Here is a 1,145-nt window from a genome sequence, read left to right on the forward strand (position 1 = left end):
CGCGCAATGGCACGAACAGAATAATTCAATTCGAGTAAAGTTTGAATGACAGTGCGTTCTTGAGATGATAAACTAGTCATGAGTCGCAGTTCCTTTATGGTTGTTTTAGACAATTACCATTAAAGGCGCTGCGGCTTTTTTATTCAAGTGTTCGGTTTAATTTTACAATCTACCATTTATAGATAAAAAAACACCGACTAGAAATTAATCTGGTCGGTGTTTTTTTGTACGCCTATTATATGATTTTATATGGAGCCAGATGTGGAGCCAGCAATTATTTTGCGGTGTTCAAACGCGTATATATCAATGCTTTTATTAAAATGGTTCACGGTACGCTAGCTCCTTAGTTAGTAGATTTATATCTAGCAAGTAAGACAGCAGAGAAGCTGTTTTTTTTTGCTTATTTCAGGTGTGTCAAGTGTCTCAGTCTGATAAAATTTTTAAGTTTTGGAATGGATTTCCAACAATTGATGTATGGTATGCTAAAAAAGATAATAAGACTAAAAGATAGCTTTTAATTACAAAAGTACTAAAAAGTTCAAGAAGTGGGCGATATTTTGAAATTGGATTAATGATAGCTGTCAATATTTTTATGTTGTAAGAAGTAAATTGATATTTTTAAATTTGAAAAATTATGATTAATACTGTAAGATGGTGAATTAAAGGAGTATTAAATTGAAAAAAGATAATAATCATTTTGTCGAGCTGTTACAAAATCTGTCATTGAATGATGAGGAGCAATTTTTTGTTAATAACGCAATTCACCAATTGAAGGATAATCATGAACGAGAAGATTTGGTCATTAGAAATTTAATTGGCGATTTTCGTCCGCTTGCTTTGCAACAAAAATTATCACCACAAGGTTTGCAATTTTTTACGGAGTTGGTGAAACCAAATTTCAAAGAGGATATCTCACTATGGTTACCAATTTGGTTAGGAACGATTCACTGAGATAGATTGAGACAGGGTGTAGTTAATCCATTTGAACAAGTTTGGATAATAAAAAAGGTCAGCAATGTGAAGTGAACCCCAATAGTTGGACAAAATAAAATTAATTAACTAACAGACTCAGTGGTGAGTTGTCGATATTGAACCGGCGACAAACCATTGAGTTTTTGTTTGATCCGGTGATTGTTGTAATAATT

The 1,145-nt window shown here is 32.6% G+C and carries 3 protein-coding genes; 1 reads left to right on the forward strand and 2 read right to left on the reverse strand.

Annotated features, from left to right (window positions below):
• Positions 1 to 80: helix-turn-helix domain-containing protein (locus BMG01_RS11110; RefSeq protein ID WP_143471347.1), on the reverse strand; the 80-nt coding region annotated here is incomplete at its 3' end.
• Between the two features lie 595 nt (positions 81 to 675).
• Between BMG01_RS11110 and BMG01_RS10555 the strand changes: the two genes are divergently transcribed.
• Entirely contained in the window at positions 676 to 951 is a 276-nt protein-coding gene (locus BMG01_RS10555; protein ID WP_004913014.1) for a hypothetical protein, read from the forward strand.
• A gap of 104 nt (positions 952 to 1,055) precedes the next feature.
• On the opposite strand, the gene BMG01_RS11690 is transcribed toward BMG01_RS10555, so the two are convergent.
• A partial coding sequence (locus BMG01_RS11690; RefSeq protein WP_143470296.1) for an IS3 family transposase occupies positions 1,056 to 1,145 on the reverse strand: 90 nt, incomplete at its 5' end.

Source organism: Leuconostoc sp. BM2 (genome assembly GCF_002095565.1).
GTDB classification, from domain to species: Bacteria; Bacillota; Bacilli; order Lactobacillales; family Lactobacillaceae; genus Leuconostoc; species Leuconostoc falkenbergense.